The following is a 22,337-nucleotide window of genomic DNA, read 5'->3' on the forward strand; positions in this document are numbered from 1 at the left end:
ATTTATAGTTATTTAAAATAGTAACTGGACAAAAAATAATGATAGAACAATTGGTATGGGTGGAAATAAGTCAAAACAAAAATCAGGTAAACCTAGAAAATCAATGACAAACTCATAGGTTGTGTTGATATATTGTTCTATCTTTTTTAAAATATACATTATTAATAAAAAAAACAAAATTTGACATTTTTGTTTTTTTATTAACTTAATGAACTATACAACAAGTACCTATATGATGATAGTTAATCACCAAGTACAGTAAAATCAAAGGTTTAAAATGAATTTATCCATTCAAAAATCCAATTTAACAACCAGTCAAACCATACTTTCAAAAACCTTGATTGCTATATTTGGTGTATCATTGGGACAAGTCAGCTATGCCCAGACACCTGAACAAATTGCCAATCAACAAGTCCAGTACCAACAACAAAAACAGGCTGAACAACAACAAAAGCTAATCCCTAACACCAATGTTCAGATTGAGCTACCAAATGCTAAAGTTGAACCACCAACACCAAAAATGGATGTACATAATCCTTGTTTTGTCATTTCCAAAATCGCCTATACCACATTGGATAAAACCCATTTATCCATTTTGGGGAACTTTGATTTTGCTTTAACACCATTAACACATGGCAAACAGCGTATTACTGGACAATGTTTAAACATCCATGATATCAATCGTATTGTCAGCGATGTACAAAATCGTATCATTCAACGTGGCTATAGTACCACACGTGTATTGATTGGCAATCAAAATTTAAAAAATGGTACATTACAATTAACCATTATTCCTGGCTTTGTGGATAAAATCAAGGCAGATACAGCAGATAGTCCTTTAGCAATCTATACCAATCCCACAGGGCTACCTGCTAATTTTGCGACTGCATTGCCTATTAAATCTGGTGATTTATTAAATATTCGTGATTTAGAGACAGGGCTAGAAAATCTAAAACGTGTTCCTACTGCCAATGCTGATTTTACGATTAAGCCAAGTAGTTTACAATTTGCAGGCTATAGCGATATTGAGATTAAGTATCATCAGACCAAAAAAGTGCGTTATGGTGTTACCATTGATGATTCTGGTTCAAAATCTACAGGTAAATATCAGGGTGGCTTAACAATTAGTATTGATAATCCAACATGGCATAATGATTTATTTTATTTAAGTTATAGCCGTGATTTGGGCAACAAAGTTAATGATAATCAATATGGTGATAAAGGTAGTGAAAATTATTCGTTAGGCTATGTTGTGCCTATCAAAAATGTATTATTTTCTGCCAATGCAAGTCATTACACTTATAAGCAAACAGTCGCAGGAGCAAACCAAGATTATCAATATAGTGGTGAATCAAATAATGCTAATCTTACCGCAAGTTGGTTAGCTTCTCGTGATAACAAAAGCAAAACTTTATTGAATTTTGGTGGGTTTGTTAAGTCGCAAAAGAATTTTATTGATGATACAGAGGTTGATGTTCAACGTAGAAAAGTCGTAGGGTTTAATGCAGGTGTACGACATGAGACACGCTTTGGACAAAAGCAGTTAATCTCTGATTTTAGTATACAACGTGGTACAGGTGCTTTTGGGGCTTTAACACCACCTGAAAGTTTGTTTAATGAAGGAACGGTTCGGACACCAATTTATAAGTTAAATGTAAACTTTATTACACCGATTGCGTTGGGGGATTATCAGTTGGGCTATCAGGCAAGTTTAAAGGGACAATATGCGAATACAGCTCTTGTTCCAAGTGAGAGGTTGGCGATTGGTGGACGTTATACGGTGCGTGGTTTTGATGGTGAGCGGACATTATCAGGGGATATGGGGGCGATTTTTCGTCAAGATTTTAGTTTTCCTATCAAGCAGTCTAATCATAATCTATATTTTGGGTTAGATGCTGGTACAGTGGCGATGCAGAACAAGGAACAGGATAATTTGTTACTGGGTCATACGTTGGTTGGTGGTGCGGTTGGGTTTAAAGGTGAGTTTAAGCCGTTACGGTTAAGTTATGATGTTTTTGCAGGTTATCCGATTAGACAACCTGAGTACTTTGGTAAAAAGGAATGGACTGGTGGGGTAAGTTTGGGGTTAGAGTTTTGAGCGTTTTTTGTTGAGTTTTTAAGTTCATTGAAAATCAAATAAGTAAAGGCAATGGGGTTAACTATTTAAGTTTGTTATAGATTAAAATCTATAAATAGAAATATTTTTTTAAAGACTACTACAGATTTACCACTCCCTCCCACGTGCTGATGATTTACATAATTATGCGATTAAGTTGCATTAAAATATGGGATAAAGCCTTAATAAATAACAGATTTAAAAATAGTTTACCTATACAACATGATGCAAATTTATGCAAATATCAGGAGTATAATTTTATCTAAATTCATCTATCATAGAAAATATTATAAAAATTTTTTTCTTTTATTATTTTAATAATTTTAAATATTTTAGACCAAATTCCATTGGTATAAGTATTTGATTTTATTATTTATTTTCTAGGTTTTTTAATGAATATAACACCGTTTAAGGGACGATATAACACCGTTTAAGGGAAATTTGACAACAAAAAAAATAAGGTATAATAACAACATATTTATTTTTGGTTATAAAAATGTCAAAGAACCTGATTGTTAAAGATAATGCTTTAATTAACGCCAGTTATAATCTTGAACTTATAGAGCAACGGTTGATATTACTTGCCATAGGTCAATCAAGGAAGATTGGTCAAGACTTTAATGCCCATAGTAGATTAAAAATTAGTGTATCTGATTATATTAATATTTATAGTACTCACGGTAAAAGTGTATATGAAAATATAAAAAAAGCATGTAAAGTGCTTTTTGAAAGGCAATTCACTTACATGGAAAACACAGCAAAAGGAAAGAGAATAGCTACAACTCGTTGGGTATCTGAAATAGCCTATATTGATGAAGCAGGTATGATTGATTTAACTTTTGCTCCTGCAGTCATACCGTTGATTAATTTGTTAGAAAAGCATTTTACCAGTTATGAATTAGAACAAGTAGCAGGATTAAATAGTAAATACGCAGTTAGACTGTATGAATTGGTTATTGCTTGGCGTACAACTAGTAAAACTCCCATGCTTTCTGTTGATGAATTAAGGCAAAAGTTAGGCGTAGTTAATGGTGAATACCAAAAAATGGAAGTGTTGAAACGCAGGGTTTTAGATTTCTCCGTGCAACAAATCAATGAAAAAACAGATATTGACGTAAAATACGAACAACAAAAACAAGGGCGGAAAATTGTTGGCTTTACCTTTAGTTTTAAGCAGAAAAAAGATAAACAAAAATCTGCTAATGATAATAGCAAACAAAATTCTATTATTAAAATGACTGAAAAACAGCGTCTAATGTTTGCCAAAAAACTGGCGAATTTGCCAGAGTTGGGGAGTTATGCCCCTATTGGAGCAAGTATTGATGATTTTGTGAACAAAATCGCTGATGAACTGCTAGACCCCACCAAATCCGAGTTTTATAAGCCTTTTTTGGGTAGTATGGGGTTTAATTTGGGGGCGATTTATTAATGCCAAAATATTAAAAACCCCACAACAATCCGCATTATGCACCCACACACCCAATCTACCCACATGATAGGTGTGAAAGTCATCGACTTCAATATTATAAACGGTGTCGGTGTGGTTGGGTAGGTATTGGGAGCATCTTTAACGGATTGATGGACTTTACTATTGGAAATATGACTTCAATTCATTCAAAAATTCAACAAATTTATTTATACTTACAATCTTTATCATTGGTGTATTTACCGTTATGTTTTCATAACTAAAAAAATGGTCTTCGTATAATTTGAAGTAAAAATAAAAATTTTCCCTATCTCTCATACATCTTTTCATAAAATCATCGAATGTTTCTTCCAAGGTAAAGATATTTTCATTTTCTAATTTTCCTTCCCTGATAATCTCACGGAATAAGTCCTTGTCCATTTTTTCGCAAAAATAAATTTCTTCTACCAACAGACTTTCCAATGAATTCATAAAACTAGGAATATAAGTTGGTGAACTTAAAGTGCCAATTTTAAGCCCGCCAATAACTAAAGCTAAGTTAGCCATATTATTACAATATGTATTTGAAATTATTTCAAGGTAAATTTCTTGATTTCCTATTTTTTTCATATTTTACCTTTTTAACTCCTTAGGGACATCATCAATCTTAATGGCTCTTGCTTCACCTTTTGCGGTCTTGCCATCAGTTGAGCCATTCCAATGAAAATTGCCATTTCCATCATCTTGAAATCTATGATAAATAGTTTTGCCATTTTTTGTCTCAACCGCCCATCTATTTTTGGGGTCGCTTTATATCCAACCTACGGGCTGCAAAAGGCGTAAATAAAAAATTGCTACATCTAAAATATAGATATACTTGATATTTCATGCAAAGATAGATCTTTAATTCTATTATAAAAACAAGACAATCTATTTATAAAATCACTATCTGGTCTATTGTGATTAACATAGTTGTTTTCCCCTTTCCAAAAATCAACTATTTGTCTAATCTGCTCAATAAATTCAGAAAAATCATCAACACTATTTAAATCACGCTCTTCATTAAATTCATATATGAGATTTAATTCCAATAATTTAGCTGGTTGATATACAAAACTCAAAGAAGTTGCAGAACCTAAAAACAATTCAATATTACTCTCATTTTTTAAAAAAACATATATAGAATACATATAAAATCCCTAGTTTCATATTTATAATGTTCAGTCATCCAATCTAACAAATATATCATCCAAACATAATGATTCATCATTAACTATATCCAAGACAGCTTTAATTATGCTTTCTTTACTAATTTCTTTTACGATAATAGAGCTAATGCTCCAAAAAAACTTTTCATTACTAACAGTTTTTTCTACATCGTTTAGACAAAAAGCAGAGCAACTATACCCAATTCCTTTGTGATATATAAAAAAATCAACCATTCCATAATCACTTTTAGTTATAAAATCATAGGATTGAATTTCTAATCGATTGTCTTTGTAAAGTATTTCCATACTATCTACCATATAATTCTTTTAGTCGCGCCCAAACTTTAGCTTGATTGCCTTTGCCAGAATAACCCAAAATTTCCCAGCCATTAGCGGTTTTTCTAGCATATATTCTACCACCATTTCTGTGTCTAAATTCTGTGATACCATGATAAACACTAGTGCCGATACCTGGATTTTCATTGCCTTTCTTAATTTGTTCCATCATTTGATTGATACCTTGACTCTCTTGCTGAGACAATTTTCTTGCCTCTCTCAGTAAAAGCTCATCTTGTTTTACAATGGAATGAATAAGATTTTCACAACAATCCGCATTATGCACCCACACACCCAATCTACCCACATGATAGGTGTGGAAGTCATCTACTTCAATATTATAAACGGTGTCGGTGTGGTTGGGTAGTAGATATTGGCTTAATACTTCAACTTCTTGATTATTTCTATCAAGCAGTGTCATGCCTTGTTCTAGTAAGGATGCTTTTAGCCAGCCTGTGTCTTTAATCCAAAAGGGGTGTTCGGCTGTAGTTTCTAGGGTCTCTATATCGCCTTGATGGTTTTTGACTGTGACTTGGAAAATGGGTTGGTCTGGTGTTGCTTTGGTGGCAATAACAGGACGATAGCTATATTCTAAGGTAATGTCATTTCGTGTCCAAATTAACTCACCACCTGTAAAGGTTTCAACGGCTTTTAAGCCATCTTTGGTTTCAATGAGTGTACCTGCGGTAAAGCAAGAGATGCCAGTAGTACAGGTTGCTTTGGCGGTTGTCGATTCACTTGCCTTATCAGTATTGCGTGCTTCACCTAAATCTGTCTTAGAATTTTTTGTGCTTACCGTGTTTCGACCACCGCCACCCATTAGTTCAGCATGCCAAGCCTCTCCAACCATAGCCTGAATAGGTTGATTGTTGGCTCTGTGAACTTGTGCGATGGCTAAATCAACTTGGCTTAGAGCCATCATATTGCTATGATCTATTGCTCCGTGTGAAACTTTATTACCACCTGCCTTATCGATTCTATTATACAGGTTAATAGGGCTTCCTTGTTCTCTTATACTGTTAATCCGACTGATATGAAACTTACAGCTATCGGTGTTATAGTTCGTAAAACAAGCATTTTCAAAATCTGCATTCTGTTTTTTATCTAATTTTTGATAATAATTATTGGCTTCATTAATACAAGCTTGATTGCCCTTACAGCCTTCTAGTCTTCTCGCCCAAGTAGTCATTTGCTTATGAGATAAATAATTATTCTCCATCTGATTAACATTATTAGCAACACCACTTATCTCACCTGTAGTCCCACCAATACCAGCCGATAATCCAACTAAAACAGCTTTTCTAGTCTCATCATCATAGCCTTGATTTTTCAAATACTCATCAACTTTTGGTATCACAAATGCTGTACCACCACCTGCAACTGCTCCTTCAATTGAACCAGTCGCTAACGCACTAACTGCTGTATGAAGTGCCACACGATAAACACCACCCTCACCCCATTTTTCGGCTTCTTCAGTATTTCCTGCATGAATAAGTTCAAGTTGTTTTTGTCCTGCATAATCTCCGACCATTTTCGGAGCTTCCTGCCCAAACGCTTGCGTAATCTGAGTTTGATTGTTAAGTTCAGCATTTAACTGTTCTGCATTAAACGTATTTCTTAACGGCTCATTGAGTATGTCTACAGTCTTATTCGTCACCTGTGACTGCCCTGCCATCCCTGTCACCGCCCCATACGTGGTACTGGTATCACTATCCCCCACCTTACCATAACCAATACCGCTGATAGACGGCGAAGCTAACCCTGTTTTGTTGGCATTTAACCCTGCACTGATACCGCCACTTATCGATTGACCGTGATAATGAATGTGGTTTTGTATATCACCGACTTCTAACCCACCTTTAAACTGAGTCTGATTCGCTTCAGGGGTGGCAGTGGTAAAATATGCCCCATTAAAAGAGCTTTTACCATCGACCACCATATCAGAGAATTGGTATTGTAGCCCTGTCTGCTCAGTGACTTGGGCTAAGTCCATGGAGAGATTGGATTTACCGCCATTGATACTCACATTTTGTGGGATGCCTTGCATAGACACGTCGGCACTAAAGCCTACATTTTTTTGTTTACCGTCATATTTAGCGGTATCTTGACGACTGGTCGCAATAATCCCGCCACCGATGTGACCTGTGGCATAATCACCTTTCACCACCGCACCATCAAGCACCAAGTTACCACCGATGTTTTGATAGGTTGTACCACCGACATTGATATGAGAGTTGGCATTGGTGGTTTTTTCACTGTTGCCATAGCCTTTTGAGCCATTGGCATAGCCTGTAAAGCCTGCACTTCCCCCATGATTCGTATCGGCATACATCCCGATACCATAGCCACTTGATTTGTTGGTGGTTCTGTCGTAGCTGGTGCCTGAAGCGGCTTTTTCGACCACATCACCTTCGACATTGTTGTAGCGGTCACTTGCGACATTGAGGTCACTGGCGATAAAGGTGAGGTTACTGCCTTTGCCGTTGCCTTGGATGTTAAAGATGGCGTTGTTTACGTCAATACTGGAGGCTTCGTTATGCCCTGTGAGGCTGTCATGGGTGCGGTTAGGTGTGTGGAATGAATCCTAAAATACTTATTGATACACAAAAATAGGCGCGATTTGTCCCTGTCTTTTGTCCAAAATAGAACGTCTAAAAAACCAGTGTTTTCCATAGGTCGCTCCAATGATGAGTTTTTCTTATCATGCTAAATTGAGTAAAAAAATAAACAAATGTACTTACCGCCCTATATGGTCCGAATTCTGTGCTGACCCCTATATAATATCTTTTATAGCATTCTATGAGAGTGTTAAGTTTCCGCTAACCTTAGAGAGGCTTACTTTTAAATGAAGTGAGTGCAAATAAAATTACTAGTTAAACAATTGGATAACCTCTACTTACTGGAATTTCAAAAAAAGTTTGTCTATTATCTTCTAAACGCATTCTAGCTCTTGAAAGTAAAATATCTATTTTATCAGTATTTATTAAAAAATTTTCATATTCAATTTTACTAATTTCATAATATTCCTCATATTCGGCAAGCTGATTCCTTACTGGGAAAGAAAGATAATATTTACCAGTATTACTTTCTCTACCTATAGAAAATCTTTTTTCTTTAGAAACATATACATCTATAAAATTATACTTCATATCATTTCTCAATCTTATTTAATTGGAGTCACTATATATTTATCAGAAGAAAGTTTACCAACATCAATAATAGCTTCCGAATTTCCATTAGGTAGTTTCCCACCAGGTATCCACATAGGATTTGCTCCAGCTTCATTTCCAGATGGAAGTCTTAGCCCATTTTGATTAGGATTTGGAATATCTATTCTTAATAAAGAGTTATTTTGTAACATATCTCTTGGAATCCCTAGTGCATCAGCCAATTTCACAGGGTCATTATTAGTCGCTTCAACAAGTTTATCTGCTTGTTTAGAGGGAAGTATGAAAGAAGTACCATCAGTTTGACCTAGTCCATATTTTTCATAATTTTTACTAACCATAAATTTTGTTCCTCCTTCCTCAAACAATGAAAGTTGATTATTAATATAATTTTGATTTAGATATGTACTGGGGTTTGCCCTATACCCGACTGGTTGGTTTAAAACATTCTCAAATATATGTGAAGTATTAACACCTTCTTTTAATGTAACATCATTTCTTTTTAGTATTCCACTAAGTACATCAGGGTTTCTAATTTCAGTCTCTGACCATTTAAAAGTAGCTCGATTTAAATCTGTAGATAAAATATCATTATCTCTTGAGATATTATTTTCAATAATAGTAGCTTTTTTCTCCGCTTTTCCAGCCGAAGCAGCTATCTTACTAGTAGCAGAAACCTCTCCAGCTACACCACCAGCAACCGCAGTTACCGTACCCAAAAAAGCTCTAGGTGCTTCAGAAGCTTCTACCGCTATTTCATTAGCAGGTTTTTGCCACTGGCTCACTCTACCCCACGAACCTTCATCAGACTTAACAATAGCTTCTCCAGTTGCTAAAGCTCCATTTGCTGCATCAGGAATATAGTTTGTAACGCTAATTTCCAACGCATTGACTGCTGTTTTAGCAATTTCTTTAACAGGAGCTTTATTTTTACCATAAGTAGGATTTACCTTTTTATATTCAGCCTGTAAGTGTGCTTTTTTCTCGGCACTTAACGAATTATCTTTTACTTTATTTTTTACAGCAACAGGCTGTTTTTTTACTATTGGCGTAGTAGAAATTACAGGAACGCCAGCATCTTTAATAGCCTTATTATTATTTGCTGCTATATTATTCATGTAATATTCAGTTTCTTTATTAGCATAAATTGACTTAGGTTCTGAATTAGAATTTTTACTAACTGGAATATTTATAGTAACTTTTCTAACATTGCTATCAGACCAACTATATTTATAACTTTTAGTTAAAGCAACAGCCGAAGGGCTTTTCATAAAAGTTATTAAATTACTATCAGGTTTTTGGACTTGCGACATATCCATAGAATAATAAATAGTATTATCTTTAATTTGACCTTTCCACATTTTGGCATTGAAATTACCTATGCCATTATTCCCTACAGAAGCTAAACCATGGTCATACATCTGATTTTTAATGTTAGCAGTATCTTGCTTGTTGTCGCCTTTTAAAGGAATAGTAACTGCTGTATTTGAAGAGGCATTTTCTTTTTTTCCATTAAAAATAGCATTTGACCATCTTAAAGCATCTTCAATCTGTGCAATGGTATAAGGTTTTCCATTAGGCTGTTTCCAACCTTCCTCTTTTGCCTTTTGATATAAGCGGGCTGCTAGATATTGCTCCTTGGTATGTATTTGTCTATTATTCAAATCCACATTAACCGCAGTCGCTGTACTACTCACATCTAACCCAGTCGAAGCACCCACCCCAGCTAAAGTTAAACTCGTTAAACCATTTGCCACACCCTGTGCGGCATCAACACTCATGCCTTGCTCAACCAGTTTATTAACAACTTTAGCTTGAACCTCATCCAATAGCGGAGCAACCGTTGCTACAGCACCACTGGCTAAGGCACTTTCGGCTGTACCGCCACCCAATGCACCAACAGCTGTATGAAGTGCCACACGGTAGATACCGCCTTCATCCCATTTCTTAATCTCAGCCAATTTTTGTTCAGCGGTTAGATTCGGGTCATTTTTAATCGCATTGATACGATTTTGAGAAAAGTCAGCGACTGCTTTCGGAGCTTCCTGCCCAAACGCTTGCGTAATCTGAGTTTGATTGTTAAGTTCAGCATTTAACTGACCTGCATTAAACGTATTTCTTAACGGCTCATTGAGTATGCCTACAGTCTTATTCGTCACCTGCGACTGCCCTGCCATCCCTGTCACCGCCCCATACGTGGTACTGGTATCACTATCCCCCACCTTACCATAACCAATACCGCTGATAGACGGCGAAGCTAACCCTGTTTTGTTGGCATTTAACCCTGCACTGATACCGCCACTTATCGATTGACCGTGATAATGAATGTGGTTTTGTATATCACCGACTTCTAATCCACCCTTAAACTGAGTCTGATTCGCTTCAGGGGTGGCAGTGGTAAAATATGCCCCATTAAAAGAGCTTTTACCATCAACCACCATATCAGAAGATTGGTACTGTAGCCCTGTCTGCTCAGTCACTTGGGCTAAGTCCATGGAGAGATTGGATTTACCGCCATTGATACTCACATTTTGTGGGATGCCTTGCATAGACACGTCGGCACTAAAGCCTACATTTTTTTGTTTACCGTCATATTTAGCGGTATCTTGACGACTGGTCGCAATAATCCCGCCACCGATGTGACCTGTGGCATAATCACCTTTCACCACCGCACCATCAAGCACCAAGTTACCACCGATGTTTTGATAGGTTGTACCACCGACATTGATATGAGAGTTGGCATTGGTGGTGGTTTCGCCATTGCCATAACCTTTTGCCATATTGGCATTGGCAGTAATACCTGCTCCATTTTGCGTGCTGGCATACACCCCAATGCCAAAGCCATTAGATTTATTACTGGTACGGTCATAGCCTGTACTGGATGCGGCTTGGTAAATCACATCACCTTCAACGTTATTATACAAGTCTCCCACTAAGTTGATGTCACTGCCTGTCACAGTAAAGTCACTGTCTTTACCTTTGCCTGCAATGTTTAACACTAAGTTATTGGCATCAATGCTTGATGCCTCATTTTTACCTGATAGGCTATCTTGCACGCTTTTGTTGGATTGACTGCCAAGTGTGGCTTGAATGCGAGTATTGCCTACCCCAGCTAATCCTTCTTTGCTTAACTCACTTTTTTGTAAGCTATCAACAGCACCTTGTACGCCTTTATCTAAGGTACGCAGCTTACTAAAGCCTGCAATACCCGCCATGACTTTCATTTTCTCACTGTTGGTGGTTTCACCCGCTTTCAGTAGACTATTAATGCTTTGAGCCTGATCGATTAAGCTATTAGACACACTCACGGTTAATCCGCTGGTTTTTTGGCTTTGGATATTGTGTGTTTGCGTTGTGGCAGTAGTATTACTCACGTTTGCCGATTTGGCATTAATCACCACCGTGCCATAATTGAGATCATGCACATTGTTCGTGGTTTGGTTTTTGGCATAGACTTTACTGCCAGTTTGCTGATAATGCTCACCTGCCGTGATAATGGTGTTACCATTTTTAGTTCCGACAATGCTACCAGTATGTGACACACTGTCCGTGCTGTTTTGATTTTGGGTTCTTTGTGTGCCAATGGTGAAGCTGGCACCCCCATTGCCAAATAGCCCAGATTTTTTCTCGCCATGACTGCTACTTTGATGTTCAGTGTTAGTCGCTGCATCAATGGTGACGTTTTTTCCACCCTTGATATAGGTGCCTTGCTGACTGATTGCATCGGTTGCCGTTAAATGCACGTTGTTTTTGGCATCAATGATGACACGGTTACCATTAATACTGCCTTTGATGGCTAAATCATTGTTATAACTGTAGTTGTCTTGGTTGGTTTTCTTACTTAACCAGTTTCTTTGGGTGGAGCGACTAGCAGTTTCTACGTTATTGGTTTCTCGACCTTCTTTAAAGCTGATATCCCCATTGTCCGCTTTAAGATAGGTTGTCCCATCTTCACTGTGAATGGTCGCTGCCGTACCAGTAATGTTGCCGTTTTTTGAGCGGATGATGGTGTCACCTTTACTTACCACCACACTGCCAACATCTTCAGTATGCCCAGCTTTGATATAGTTGTTGTTATCATGAATGGCGTTGGTTTGATAACCAGTGTTGACGGCATTAAAGGCGATATTGCCACTGCTAATCAGTTGGGTGCTACCACCATGGTTAATCAGCTGACTGGCATTGAAGCTCGTGTTACCTGCCACATCAATGGCTAACGTGGTCAGTGGGTTGCCTTCATTATCCACTTGACCTTTTAAGCCATCTCCCACGTAGATGCTGGCAATTTGGTCAAGCCCAGTACGCCAAGTATTACTTTTGTTTTTTGAGCTTTCTGTGTGATATGTCGTTGAGGTGTTGTTTAAATTACCGCCCACACTCATTGACATAGCACTGTTAGCTTTGATGGTACCACCAATGTTGTTGGTGTCTTTTTTACTATTGATTTGGATAAAGTTACCTTGAATGACACCGCCAGCATTGTTATTGACATTGTTGGCACTCACACGCAAGGCATGATGTCCCACAATGTTACCTGAATTGCTTAAATCCCCTGTGAGTTGTAGGTCAGTGTTGTAACCCGCTACTAAACTGCCATCCCCTTTGATGTCACCAACATTGGAGCGTACATAGACTTTAGGGACGAGGGCTTTTTGGGTTTGTCCATTAGGTAATGTCATGTCTTGTTCAACCAGCCAGACAATATCGGTGGTGAGCTGTGCCACCTGAGAAGCGGTCAGGGCAATACCTGGGCGTAGGTTTAACGCATTGGCACTGGTAATCCCATTGTCCATCAAGGCTTGGTACATGGCATCGTCACTGCGGTAGTCACCTAAGAAGCGTTTACCAGTGAGCACCATGATTTGATCACGAATCATGTGTTGTTCATAGTAGCCATCTCCCAGGCGTTTGTGCATATTGTCCTGATTGAGCCCCAAGCGTTTCATCATGTAGTCGGATGATAACCAGTTTTTATAACCGGCAAACGCAGGGTCAGTGACGATTAGATAGCCGTTGGGGTTGTTGGGGTCGATTTTGTAGAGAGCACTGTTGGGTAAGCTGACAGCGTACTTGGGTGCGAATTTCTTGAGCTTTTTGGGTATTGATGCTTTGGTTTAGTTGGTTGATAAGGTCACTTAAGGTGGCGATATCAACTTTTTGTCCTCCTTGTTGGGCAACCACTAAGTCAGCTAGCTGTTTTTGTTGCTCAGCGGTTAGGTTGACTGGGTTGGTTTTAGTGAAGTCCTGTAAGGCTTTGATGGCGTCTTGGACCCTAGCAAGGCTTGCACGGTCAACTTGTGTGCCGTTATTGGCTGTTTTGACGACTGTTAGGAGCGTTTGTAAATTGCCAATCGCTTGGTTGACAGCTGCCACTTGTTTGGTATCAATTTGAGCTTGATTGGCTTGATTTTGATTGGCAACTGTGACCGCGGTGACATACACGCCACTAACTGGATTATTAATGTTGAGAATTTTTAAATCATAAGGAGTACCTGTTGTTTTAGGATTCAGCGGTTGAGCCATATCTAATGGGGTTGAATTAGTATTTGTACCCCATTTTCCTTTGTAACACCAATTCCCTATACTCCTCCGACAGGTTTCATAAGGGCTATAATGGGTACCATTAAAATTCTCGTAACTGTATTTGGGAGTGATAGTTGTGGCTTCAGCATCCACATTGCCTGCTTGACCATTTACTTTAATGGTACCGCCAGCAATAATTTGGCTTTTATTGGTGTTAAATTTACCCAAGTCAAATACCATGTTACTACCCGAAACAATTCGACTCGGGTCACTAGTCACGGTGTCTTGCCCACTTAATAGCTCTGTATATTTGTAGCCATAATAATTATCATATAGCTCACCCGTTTTTAGAATTTTTAATCTATGGCGTCCGTCATTGTTATCTTCAGACGTAATTTCAACTACTTTTTCATTATAAATTGGATTACTACCATCACCTGAAATGCTATACTCAACTATCGGATTATTTTCAAGGACCTTTAACGCTGTTTTAAAATCCGCATTGATATTATTGAGTGTTTCAGTGGCAATCTGCATCGCACCCAATGACTCAATGGTTGCCCCACGGTTGGTCACGGTGGTGGCTTTGCCAGTGGCATGATTCTCGCTGTCTAAATCACCCCCAATGTGCAACTCACCATTACTTAAAATCTGAGCTTGACCATTAAAATCACTGTTAAATTTACCACGACGTGCCGTATTTGGGTTATTGTTTAAGGTTTTTACCCCAATGTCCAAGCGTTCACGAGCGGCAATTACTGGGGCAGAATTAAGCGTATTGCCTGGGGTGTTATTAAGCGTATCGGCTTTAATCGCTAAATGCGTGCCATAGATACGACCCTCACTTAAATTATTCACCGCATTGCCAGCAGTAATCAAGGTGTCATTACCATTAATTAACCCATGATTGTTGATATCACCAGTGGCGTTTAATAACGTGGAGGCATTACTGACTAATTCACCGGTTTGGGTGTTGTTAATGTCTTTGGCATTGACCGTCAGTTGTTTGTCAGCAGATAACGTACCGTCATTATTTACATTGCCTTGAGTGGTGATGGTTAATTCATTGGCGAGTAATTTATCACCTTTGGCATTGGTATAGTCAACCATTTGGTTAAGTGTCAGGCGATTGCCGCTGATTTCGCCGTTGCTGATAGAACTAGCACTCAAGCTCGTCTCATTAGCTCGAATCACACCGCCAGCATTGGTAATGTTGCCCGTACTGCCTTGAGTGGTAATGGTTTTGGCTTCAATATGTCCGTTAGTGTTAGTTAGGCTTTGTCCCATCGCAACCTGGATGCCTTGATTGGCTAATAGTTGCCCTTGGATGTTATTCAAGGTTTGGGCATGAATCACTAAGTCATTACCTGCCACAATACCTTGATTGAGACTAACTTTGGTTAAATCTTGTTTGGTGTTTTGGTTATCAATACTATTGACGTTTAAAGTCATATTCTTAGTGGCACTGATAAGGCTACCGACTCCCGTGTTGGCTAAACCATTGGCGGTAATCGTGGTACTATCGCCCCACAGTTTACCGCTTTGGTTGTTGAGTGTGGCACTGGTGCCTGTGATGATTAACTGCTGATTACTGCCTATCACTCCTTGTTGATTGTTAATCTCATTGCCTGTGCTGGTGAGCGATAAGGCATCAGTAGCATTGATTAGACCTGATTGGTTGGAGATATCGCTTGCTTGCAATACGGCTTTGCCGTTGGCTAAAATCCCCCGACCTTCGCCTTGGGTGTTTTGGTTATCTAGCAAACCAGTCGTGGTTAAGGTTAGTTGACCATCTTTATCCGCTTGTTGGATACTGCCACCTTGGTTATTTAGGCTTTGAGCAGCTATAGTCACATTATTACCAATGACTTGACCAGCATGGTTGTCCATGACGCCTTGCGTGCTTGAGTTGATATTGGTTTGCGTGCTGATCACACCTTGGTTAGTTAAGGTTTGTTGGGTTAAGTTGATATCTTTGCCCGCTTGAATATTACCGCTCGCTTGGTTAGTCAGTTTTTGGCTGCTTGCGGTAATGGCATCTTGGCTGCTGATGGTAGCATTATTGTTTAAGGTGTCACCGCCGATGTTTAATGCTTGATTGCTATAAATTAAACCAGCATTGGTATTATTGAGGGTGTCTGCGTGGATATCAGCGGTGGTATTGGCTAATAGCTGAGCTTTCGTATCATTATTTAAGGTTCGTGCATTGACGTACAATGCTTGAGCACTTTGGAGTACAGCTTTTTCACCGCTGTTGGCTAGAATGCCAGCGTTTACGGTTAAATCACCTGTGCTGGCAATGACCTGACCTTGGTTATTATTTAAACTGCCTGCGGTGACGGAAAGTTGATCGGCTTGTATACCCCCAATATCATTGTTAAGCGTACCAGACACCGTGGCAGTTAGTTTGCCATTGGATAGCAGTTTGCCCGTTTGGCTATTATCAAGATTTTGGGCAATTAGCGTCGCTGTGCCAGTCCCGGCATGAATGACTTCGCCACCTTGGTTCTGGATATCGCCCGTTGCCATTAAGCTAAGATTGGTGGCATTGCCGCCTAAGTGACCTTGCTGATTGTCAATGGTACCCGTGGTTAATACAAAGTCTTGAGTGCCTGTTTGCTCAAGGGTGCCTCGTTGGTTGGACAGTGATTGCACTTTAAGTTGGTAACTATCGGCTTGCGTTATAGCGGCATTGTGGTTAAGGGCGTTGGCGGTGAAACTGGCTTGTTGGCTAACTTTGTTTTGTGATTGACTTAAATCGATATTACCCAAGGTGTTTAATGACAGATTAACCACTTGATTACGACTGCCGTGGTAGTCGAGTGCTGAACCCGTGACTGTCATACCCCCACTGGCAACATTGTTACCTTGGTTATGCTGTACACCAGTACTGGTGATGGTCAAGTGTTGTGGGGTGGTTGATAAGCTATTATCAGGGCTTAATCCTGCCACCAATCGACTACTTTGGGCTTGATTAAGTTCACCGGTTTGAATTGCTAAACGACCTTGGGCGGCAATCGTTGCTGTGTTGCTCAAATTAGTTTGGTTGTTGATATGCGTATTGGCTAAACTTGAAATGCCCACGATTGTTCAAGATTTGACTGTTAAGGTTTAAGTCCCCACGACTGGTTAGCTGAGCTGAGTTGGTGACCGCTTGAGCCGTTAGGACCAAGCTGCCATTATCACTGTAAATAACCCCGTTACCGGTATTGTTTAAATCACCCTTGAGGTTAAGTTGATTGGCTTTTACGGTTCCTGTGGTATTGCTAGCAACCACTTGACCGTCGGTATTGATTAGGGTATGTGCACTAACGGTTAAGCCATCCCCTTGAATTTGTCCTTGGCTATTATCAATATCGCCAGCAATCTGCCAGGTTTGATCGGCTAGGCTTAAGATATTGCCCTTGTCGCTGTTATTTACATTATTTGCGGTTAAACTTAACTGACCATTACCTGCATGTTCAATACGACCCGCTTTATTTTTTAACGTTGGGGTATTGATTATGAAGTTTTGGCTATTGGTGGCAATCTGACCTTGTTGGTTGCTAATACCGCCAGCGAAATTAAAGGTTAAGTCAGCAGTACCACTTTGTCTAATTGAGCCGCGTTGGTTATTTAGCTGGTTGCCTGTTAGTTGCAGGGTTTGACCACTTAGTGTACCGTCTTGGTTATTTAGCGTGCCTTTAGCAACCAGCGTCAACTGATGGATGGCGGTAAGGCTTGCCCCTTTCGTTGATAAATCCCCTTGGCTTGCCATCTCAATATCCGCTGCTTGGGTTTTGCTGCCATTTAAGTCAGTTGGATTGCCTTGTAAGCTAGCTTTGCCGGTCGCAATATGGGTACCACTACTGGTGAGTATACCCACTGCATTCATGGTTAGGTTGGCTGGGGTGGTGCTTAAATTGCCTTGGGTGTCAATGCCTGCGGCTAATATGCCGGTGTTGTTGACGGTTTGGGCGTGAATATTGGTGTTGCCTTGAGCGGCGATTAAACCCGTAGCCGTGTTGGTCAGACTGCCCATGGTAAGCGTATTACCTGTGGTGCCATACAGTTGCCCACTGTTGGTAAGTGTCTGGCTGGTGGTGCTGAGTTTACCACCTGCTACCACACTGCCTTTGTCATTTTTGATATCGGTCGCATGTAAGCTCGCATCACCTTGAGCCATGATATGACCATTTTGGTTGGTCAGGTTGCCTTGGCTATCAAGGTTTAAATTGCCCTCCGCTTGAATCGTGCCTTGGCTGTTGTAAACTTGGGTAGCCGTGATGGTGGCTTGTTTGCCTTGAATACTGCCTTGTTGATTGTTTAATTCACTTGTGCTAAGGCTAATATCGCCTAGGGTGGCTAAGACACCTTGTTGGTTGTTAATTTGCGGGGCGGTGAGGCTAATCCCTTGTTTGGCAACAATTTGCCCTTGTTGGTTGTTAAAACGGGTTAACTGCCAATCGAGTTTGTCAAGTTGGATACGACTGTTGATGTTGTCAATTGCTTGGGTGTTTAATCCATTAACCACAATACTACCTTGGCGTTGATTGGTAACGCTTGGGCTGGTCACTGTCATGGCACCATTGGCAGTGATGACGGCATTATTGCCTTGGTTGACTAAATTGTCCGCTTGGATATTGCCATCGGCGGTTATGGGTGCAAGCACCGGTTGATGGCTGTCCGTTGTCGGTGTGGTAGCGGTTGAGTTTGCCACTTGCTTGGTTGATCCAGTTTGTGCGGTTGATGGGGCAGTGGCTAGGGTTGGGGTAGTCGTCGCTGGGTGCTTGTCGTATAGGCTTTGACCAATGACGGCGTTGTCTTGGTTGGTTAAGTGTTGACTGGTCACATCAAGTTTACCACTGCCGGTTTGTTCAATACGGCCTTGGTTGGCCAGGCTTGGGGTTTTTATATTGACTTGTCCGGCACTGATGAGCCCTGTGTTAGTGATTTGGCTTTGAGTAGTGGCATCGGTTTGGCCATGACTGCTAATGACGCCGCTGTTTTTAAGGGTTGGGCTGTCCAGTTTGACACTATCGGTGCCTGCTGCTAACGGTGCCTTGGTTGTCAATACTACCGGTGTGTTTTAGATTTACCCCTTGTTTGGCGTTCATGGAGCCGGTGTTAATGAGGTTACCTTGGTTGTCTAGCGTGAGTGTGCTACTACTGCTGATGTCACCAGCATTGGTCACCCCCATACCTTTGTCGGTACCAATCAGACGAATTCTGCCAGCATACATGCCGCCTAGGCTTGAGATGTCTAAAGCCACGCCCGTGCTTTGATTGACACCGTTGTGACTAATTTTAGTGGTGGCTGGATTGGTTTCATAGCTAACCGTGTTGTTACCCGTAATGACATCAAGCTGTTTGCTGTAAACTTTAGCGTTAAGGGCAGTGGCTTGGCTAATCAGCTGGGTATAGTCGCTTTGGCTATCATCTAAGCCTTTGCCTTCAACGGTCATCTTACCGCTACCTATTTGAAATCCGGTTAAAGTGTCGTTGTTAAAGGTGGGTTTACCGGTGGTGAGCGTGGTACGAGCAGCGTTGATAAAACCACAGCCTGAGCAGGTGATACCCGCGGGATTGGCAATCACCAGTTCGGCTTTACTACCCGTAATTTCGGTGTAGCCAGCTAACTGGCTTGGATTACTAGAATTGACTTGGTTTAAGATGAGTTTGGCTTCACCTTTGGCAAGCCATGGGTTACCCTCTACCCAACCCGCAGTTTGGGTTTGTACATTGGTACGGCTGTTGTTAATAATAGCCCCATGCCTACCGATATCAAATTGACTAAAGGTGTTTTTAGAAACCCCTTGGCTATTTGGGCTTTGAATGTTAATTTGGGCTAAGCCATTGGCAGTGTTTAACACCGTGGCTTGCTCATTTTTAGGAGCACCCTTATCTGCAATGATTTGGGTCTGTATCTCAGCATAGGCAACGTTTGCTACTCCTATGCTGACAAGGACAGCAGCAGTGAGACTAACCCATTTGCTATAGCAATAGTACACGACCTCATTGCTTCCATCTAGTTGGCTGTCAGCTAAAACTACCTTGTTACTATTCGCACCTTGACTACCGGCTTTGCCTTGTGCCACAGTTTTTTCTGAGACAACAACTAATCGACCTAGGTGTTTGTTAAAGATAACACGATACAGACGGCTGTTCATATGGGGTTTCCTAATTTTTATCGGTATTTTAACCCCTATCCGTGTTTTTGTATAGTTTTTTAATAAATTAATAGGGTCTGCTATCGTTAAATTTAAGTTTAGTCTTTGATAAACAGTTGATGGCTTTTTCAATTTATAGTTATTTAAAATAGTAACTGGACAAAAAATAATGATAGAACAATTGGTATGGGTGGAAATAAGTCAAAACAAAAATCAGGCAGACCTAGAAAATCAACAGGGCAAAATCAAACTTACCCAACAAAAGTTTTACCGAATACAACTTGCTCAAGAATATCATGATTCCAACCACAACGCTTAACAATAGACTTAACACTACCCTTGATACCTGAAGACTTAATTAAAGACACCGAAGCCCTTCTAAACAAAGCCATATTCTTAGTAGCTTGTTGTTCACGAATACGACAGCTATCTTCTTTAAAAGTCACATCAAGCACATAATGTAAACTATTTTCAATCGCCCAATGTCGTTTGATAACATAATTAAGCTGTTCTGGATTAATAGATAATGAGCTAATGTAATACGCAGTTTGGGTCGTCTGTTCACCTGTTTTTTTATCATGTCTGATTCTGACAATCTCAATGATACTGTTTAGATAGGCACTGATTGAGTGGAGGGCGGTTAGTTTGTCATCACTGTTTTGGTAGCTTTGTTTTAAGGTTTTGCCATCAATGGCGATGATGGTTAGGTCTTGTTGTTCTCTGATACTGTTTATCCAGTTGATGTAGCTGTTTAGTAATGTTTCAGCTTCAATTAGGCTTATTACTCGTTTTATGGTTGAGGCGGATGGGATGCCGTTGTCGTAGCCCAAAAATTTTTTTAGCCATGTTTGTTTTTGTTTGCCAAATTCGCTAATTTCTTCCCAGCCTTCTGCTCCAGATAATATGCCACATAGTGTTAAAAATAGTATGTCTATTAGTCTGTGTTTGATGTTGATGTCTGTTCCTCGGTCTTCGATCTTCGATGATACTGAAATGTTCTATAAAGCTCATGGGTTCTCCTTTTTAGAAGTATTTTATGAGTTTTTTGTCTTTTTGACAATTTGTAAACTTTATTTTATTAATTTTGATTTTGCCCTGACCATCACCCTAAAAGACGGTAGCAAACAAACCGTACTCGTACCCAAAGTCTATGTGCGTGCCAACGTCAGTGACTTAAAAGGCGATGGTAGCCTTATTGCTGCCCGCAATGTCGACATGCAGCTGACTGGTGACCTATCAAACCAAGGTAACATTGTGGCACACAATGGACTGCGTATCAATGCCAGTAACCTTAACAATCAAAACGGTGGACTTATCCAAGGCAACTTTGTCCAAGTTAACACCAAAAATGATTTAAACAACATCGGTGCAACGCTTAAAGCAGGCAGTGCCATGGCACTGGATGTCGGTGGCAAACTCAATAACAGTAGCACCACCCATCATAGCGAAAGTCAAGCAGGTCAAAGCAATGCCTGGCGTACTGGTATCGACCAAATTGGTCAAATCTATGTCGGCGATGGCTTAAAAGATAAAAAGGATGAAAATGGTCGACCACTTACTACGCTTAGTATTGATGTGACGGGTGATGCCACCTTTAACGCCGCTCAACTGGTCAACGCTGGCGGTACCACCCGTTTGGTAGCGGAAGGGGATATCAAATTCAACGCTGTTAACACAGGCTATCAAACCAATGCCATTGGTGACAGCAACAACTACTATAAAGTGGGTCAAACCCAAGATATGGGTAGCGTCCTTGTGACCAGTGGCGACACCTTTATCAAAGGCAACAACGTTACAGGCACCGCCACGACCATCCAAAGTGGCGGCAACACCATCATCAATGCTGACAACAACATTGCCTTTAAAGAAGGACGAGCAACCCAAAACCTATCAACTGCAAATCGCACCACGGACAAAGGCTTCTTAAGCAGTAAAACCACCCAAGACCGCTACGACATGACCAGTGATACAGCCATTGGCAGTCACATTGATGGTGACAAAGTCTCTATCACTGCCAAAAATGACGTCCATCTCACCGCCACCGATGTCATTAGTGACCATGGTACCTATGTTAAAGCCGGCAATAACCTAACCATTGATGCCGCCGAAAATCGTTACAGCGAAAGCTCAAGCCATGACAAGAAAAAATCTGGCGTGTTTGGTACAGGTAGTGGACTTGGCTTTACCATTGGCTCACAAAAGACCCAAAACCAAAACAGCACTAAACAAACCTGGCATACTGGCAGCAACATTGGCACCAACGATGGTAACACCGTGCTGACGGCAGGTAACCATTACCAACAAACAGGTAGCGTGGTCTCAGCAGGTAATGAAAGCAACAACAATGTCCATGACTTAAGCCGTGGCACGGTCATTATCAATGCCAAATCAGCCACCATTCAAAATACCACGGCAACCACCGAAAGTCACAGC

At 40.2% G+C, this 22,337-nt stretch carries 12 protein-coding genes and 3 pseudogenes; 3 read left to right on the forward strand and 12 right to left on the reverse strand.

The features are described from left to right. Nucleotides 1-277 precede the first annotated feature (277 nt). Nucleotides 278-2,098 (forward strand): ShlB/FhaC/HecB family hemolysin secretion/activation protein, encoded by a 1,821-nt coding sequence (locus ACGTJS_RS13030; protein WP_410472330.1) that lies wholly within the window; start codon nt 278-280, stop codon nt 2,096-2,098. A gap of 514 nt (nt 2,099-2,612) precedes the next feature. Continuing rightward, on the forward strand, nt 2,613-3,545 hold the full coding sequence (gene repM, locus ACGTJS_RS13035) for a replication initiation protein RepM (RefSeq protein ID WP_410472384.1): 933 nt from the start codon (nt 2,613-2,615) through the stop codon (nt 3,543-3,545). On the opposite strand, the pseudogene ACGTJS_RS13040 reads toward repM, so the two are convergent. The 12 genes and pseudogenes from ACGTJS_RS13040 to ACGTJS_RS13095 all read right to left on the reverse strand — a co-directional run. Further along, a pseudogene (locus ACGTJS_RS13040) lies at nt 3,471-3,641 on the reverse strand (hypothetical protein); the annotation flags it as partial. The gene repM and the pseudogene ACGTJS_RS13040 overlap by 75 nt on opposite strands. A 63-nt stretch (nt 3,642-3,704) precedes the next feature. Further along, complete coding sequence (locus ACGTJS_RS13045) at nt 3,705-4,151, reverse strand: hypothetical protein (RefSeq protein WP_410472385.1); 447 nt, start codon at nt 4,149-4,151, stop codon at nt 3,705-3,707. Nucleotides 4,152-4,381: 230 nt separating this feature from the next. Continuing rightward, a complete protein-coding gene (locus tag ACGTJS_RS13050; protein WP_410472386.1) occupies nt 4,382-4,711 on the reverse strand; it encodes a hypothetical protein in 330 nt (109 codons plus the stop codon). Nucleotides 4,712-4,741: 30 nt separating this feature from the next. Further along, nucleotides 4,742-5,047, reverse strand: a complete 306-nt coding sequence (locus tag ACGTJS_RS13055) for a hypothetical protein (RefSeq protein ID WP_410472387.1) — start codon at nt 5,045-5,047, stop codon at nt 4,742-4,744. Beyond that, nucleotides 5,037-7,112 (reverse strand): polymorphic toxin-type HINT domain-containing protein, encoded by a 2,076-nt coding sequence (locus ACGTJS_RS13060; RefSeq protein WP_410473287.1) that lies wholly within the window; start codon nt 7,110-7,112, stop codon nt 5,037-5,039. The genes ACGTJS_RS13055 and ACGTJS_RS13060 overlap by 11 nt, the downstream gene beginning before the upstream one ends. Before the next feature lie 36 nt (nt 7,113-7,148). After that, nucleotides 7,149-7,592 (reverse strand): annotated as a pseudogene (locus ACGTJS_RS13065) (hemagglutinin repeat-containing protein); the annotation flags it as partial. Nucleotides 7,593-7,938: 346 nt separating this feature from the next. Then, nucleotides 7,939-8,214, reverse strand: a complete 276-nt coding sequence (locus tag ACGTJS_RS13070) for a hypothetical protein (protein ID WP_410472388.1) — start codon at nt 8,212-8,214, stop codon at nt 7,939-7,941. 14 nt (nt 8,215-8,228) lie between these two features. Then, nucleotides 8,229-13,181 (reverse strand): hemagglutinin repeat-containing protein, encoded by a 4,953-nt coding sequence (locus ACGTJS_RS13075; RefSeq protein ID WP_410472389.1) that lies wholly within the window; start codon nt 13,179-13,181, stop codon nt 8,229-8,231. Between the two features lie 43 nt (nt 13,182-13,224). Continuing rightward, nucleotides 13,225-16,839 carry a beta strand repeat-containing protein gene (locus ACGTJS_RS13080; RefSeq protein ID WP_410472390.1) on the reverse strand — a complete coding sequence of 1,205 codons (3,615 nt, stop codon included), beginning with the start codon at nt 16,837-16,839 and terminating at the stop codon, nt 13,225-13,227. Continuing rightward, entirely contained in the window at nt 16,793-18,808 is a 2,016-nt protein-coding gene (locus tag ACGTJS_RS13085; protein ID WP_410472391.1) for a beta strand repeat-containing protein, read from the reverse strand. The genes ACGTJS_RS13080 and ACGTJS_RS13085 overlap by 47 nt, the downstream gene beginning before the upstream one ends. Then, nucleotides 18,771-19,904 carry a filamentous hemagglutinin N-terminal domain-containing protein gene (locus ACGTJS_RS13090; protein WP_410472392.1) on the reverse strand — a complete coding sequence of 378 codons (1,134 nt, stop codon included), beginning with the start codon at nt 19,902-19,904 and terminating at the stop codon, nt 18,771-18,773. The genes ACGTJS_RS13085 and ACGTJS_RS13090 overlap by 38 nt, the downstream gene beginning before the upstream one ends. Nucleotides 19,905-20,155: 251 nt before the next feature. Further along, on the reverse strand, nt 20,156-20,899 hold the full coding sequence (locus ACGTJS_RS13095; protein ID WP_410473285.1) for an ISAs1 family transposase: 744 nt from the start codon (nt 20,897-20,899) through the stop codon (nt 20,156-20,158). A gap of 745 nt (nt 20,900-21,644) precedes the next feature. On the opposite strand from ACGTJS_RS13095, the pseudogene ACGTJS_RS13100 reads away from it, so the two are divergent. After that, a pseudogene (locus ACGTJS_RS13100) lies at nt 21,645-22,241 on the forward strand (hemagglutinin repeat-containing protein); the annotation flags it as partial. Nucleotides 22,242-22,337 lie beyond the last annotated feature (96 nt).

Origin of the sequence: Faucicola mancuniensis (genome assembly GCF_046523945.1) — a bacterium.
In the GTDB taxonomy this organism is placed as follows: Bacteria; Pseudomonadota; Gammaproteobacteria; order Pseudomonadales; family Moraxellaceae; genus Faucicola; species Faucicola mancuniensis.